Genomic DNA, 2,768 nt, shown 5'->3' on the forward strand with positions numbered 1-2,768 from the left:
CCCGTACCCTCCCCGGCAGCCTCACGGCGACCCTGCTCGCCACCCCGGCGGACGAGCCCGCGGCCGCCCCGCTGCTGCGCGCCCTCGCGCTGCGCGCGGGCCGCGTCGTCTGGAACGGCGTCCCCACGGGCGTCGCCGTGTGCGAGGCCATGGTTCACGGCGGCCCCTGGCCCGCGACCTCCGCGCCGTGGTCCACGAGCGTGGGCACGGCGGCCGTGGACAGGTTCACGCGCCCGGTCGCGTTGCAGGGCGTGCCGGAGGGGCTGCTCGGCGGGTTCGCGGGGTAGCCCGCGGGGGCCGTACGGGCGGGCCCGGCCGGGACGGGCGGCCCGCCCGGGCCGGTCTCAGCGGTTGAGGGACTGCACCTCGCGCACCACCACGTCCTGCTCCGCCCCGAACGACCCGTCCGGGAGCGGCTGTTCGCCGTTGACGCCGGTGCCGGTCCAGTGCACCTTCCAGGTCACCGTGGCGCGGAGCGGGAAGCTGCCCTCGCGCGAGGAGCGCAGGTAGGTGACGCCGCACGGCGGCGTGCGCTCGGCCTTGCCGGGCGCGTACGGCTCGCCGATCGACCCGTCGGCGCGGATCGGGCAGGTACCGGAGCCGGGCAGCGTCCGGGCGTCCGGCGTGCCGGGCTCGACACGCAGCGAGACGGGCTCGGCGGTCGTCGTCGCCTCGATGCCGAGCGCGGCGACGCGCGCCGTCACGGACACCGGCGTGAACCTCGCCTTCTCCAGCCACACCCACGTGGGGAGGTTCACCTTGGAGTCACCGCCGGGCGCCAGCTCCACCTCCGTGCCCGGCACCCTGATCTCCCCGTAGGCCAGCTGAGCGAGTATTTCGGGGGTGATGGCCTGCGGGATGCCCGCGGGCGGCGGATCGCCCTTGTCGACCCAGAAGATCTCCTCCTGGCAGTCGAGCGAGGCCGGATCGCCCTCGAACCCCGGCGTCACGTACGAGGCCCACCAGAAGCCCTTGCCGGCCTTGTCCTTGTTGAAGTCCTTGTACGGCTTGCCGTCCTCGTACTTGTTCTTCTGGCTCAGGTCCCACTCGTGGCCGGTCGACTCGGCCTGCCAGATGGGGACGAGGGTGTCCTCCAGCTCCTGGGGCGTGTACTTGGGGGCGTAGTAGCAGGGCGGGGGCGTCCAGTTCCCGGCGGCGGTGAGCGGCGCGGCCTTGCCGCCACCACCGCCCCCGGAGCGCGTGTACGAGATCCCGGCGGCCCCGGCGGCGAGGGTGTCACCCTGACGGGAGCCGCCCGTCTTGGGCGGCTCACCCTCCCGGGTGTCGCCCGGAGTGGTGCGCGCCCAGGCGGGCGCGGCGCCGAAACCCACGACCAGCGCCGCCGAGAGGATCAGCGGCACCGTGCGCCTCGTCCTCATCGCACGCACTGCTTCACTCCCGCCTTGGAGAAGACCTGGGTCGTCTGCCAGATCCCGTCCGCGTTCTTCGCCAGGCGGGTGTTGTAGATGATGAAGTCCTCGTCCGAAGGCGTCGTCCTGCGCACCTTCCCGGTCTTCTTCTCCTTCGCGAACGCTTTGCTCTCGTCCGCGCAGAAGACCACGGAGGCGGTGCCGTCGTCGTTGAGGGTGACCTTGCGGTCGTAGTACCGGAACGCACCGGTGATCGTCAGCCCGGCGTCCGTGAACTGGTTGATCCAGCTCGCGGAGGCTTCCGTGGCCTGGCCCGTGGTGTAGGCGGCAAGAGCCTTGCCTCCGGGGTCGGTCCCGGCGATGTCGGCGTTCAGGGCCCGCATCCGCTGGGCGCTGTCGGCGAGTGCGGCGTCCTTCGCCACGTCCCCGGTCCTCACGCTCTCGAACGTCATGGAAATGTCTCCGGGAAGCCGGATCTCCGGCTTCCCGGCAGGGGGCTTCGAGGACGGCGACGAGGGGGACGGCTTCGGGCTCGTGGTCCGTTCCGCCCCCGCCACCGTCTTGTCGTCCTTGCCTCCTTCGTCGTCACCGCCGCAGGCGACCAGGCCGGTCCCGCAGACGAGAGCGGTCAGGACATAGGCGACCGATCGGCACTTCACAGGTCAACTCCCCGTACGGCAAGGTCTTCAGAGCGGGTCCAACGTACCGAGGGTGACACGCGGGACACCAGGACCGGTGCCGGGTCAGCGGCCCGGCCGCCCGGTACCGGGGTGCGGCGGCGCGGGAGGCGCGAGGCCGAGCGGCTCGGTCGTCACGTACCACGTGGGGCCCTCTTCCGCGTCGGCGCCCGGTTTCTCCTCCACGAGGACGTATCCGGCCCGCGGCAGTCGCAGCGTCTCCCGGCTGTCGCCGCCGCCGCTCGCGTACGGGTGTTCCCCGCCCGGGGTGCCGTCCGGCCACGCGACCTCGGAGCACGCGCAGTCGGCGGGCTCCCGCAGGCACCCGCACAGGAACGTGAACGTCCACCGGTCGCTGCGCCGGAACTGCACCGTGGCCAGCGCCGGGCCCCCCTCGTAGCGCAGCACCTCGTCGCCCCGGCCCCGGTGTTCGGGAGCGAGCGACGGCGCGGCCGACAGGGGCAGGAACCGGATCGACCAGTGCGCGCCCTCAAGGGAGCTGAGCGTCCTGACCTCCAGGTGCGTGCTGTCCGACAGGACGGGGAGCCGGCCGCGGTAGTCGCCGATGGCGCTCAGCAGGCGCGGTTGCGTGCGCACGACGTCCCGCGTCCGGATCAGCGGCGTGAGGAAGAAGTTGCCCGCGCTGGTCACCTCCACGTCCAGCAGGACGGGGGCGTCCGGTTCGGGCCGGTCGATCAGGACCTCGGTCTTGCCGTCGCCG

At 72.9% G+C, this 2,768-nt stretch carries 3 protein-coding genes and 1 pseudogene; 1 reads left to right on the forward strand and 3 read right to left on the reverse strand.

Features of this window, described 5'->3' with window-relative positions:
- Positions 1-287, forward strand: a pseudogene (locus SSBG_RS30895) (aldehyde dehydrogenase); the annotation flags it as partial.
- A 57-nt stretch (positions 288-344) separates the two neighbouring features.
- Here the strand turns inward: SSBG_RS30895 and SSBG_RS09125 are convergent.
- From SSBG_RS09125 to SSBG_RS32115, 3 genes are all read right to left on the reverse strand, one after another.
- Positions 345-1,361, reverse strand: coding sequence for a hypothetical protein (locus SSBG_RS09125; RefSeq protein WP_008745892.1), 1,017 nt, complete (start codon positions 1,359-1,361; stop codon positions 345-347).
- Between the two features lie 14 nt (positions 1,362-1,375).
- On the reverse strand, positions 1,376-2,029 hold the full coding sequence (locus tag SSBG_RS09130; protein ID WP_008745893.1) for a hypothetical protein: 654 nt from the start codon (positions 2,027-2,029) through the stop codon (positions 1,376-1,378).
- Between the two features lie 84 nt (positions 2,030-2,113).
- Positions 2,114-2,768: hypothetical protein (locus SSBG_RS32115; RefSeq protein ID WP_037869310.1), on the reverse strand; the 655-nt coding region annotated here is incomplete at its 5' end.

This window comes from Streptomyces sp. SPB074, assembly GCF_000154905.1.
Taxonomy (GTDB): Bacteria; Actinomycetota; Actinomycetes; order Streptomycetales; family Streptomycetaceae; genus Streptomyces.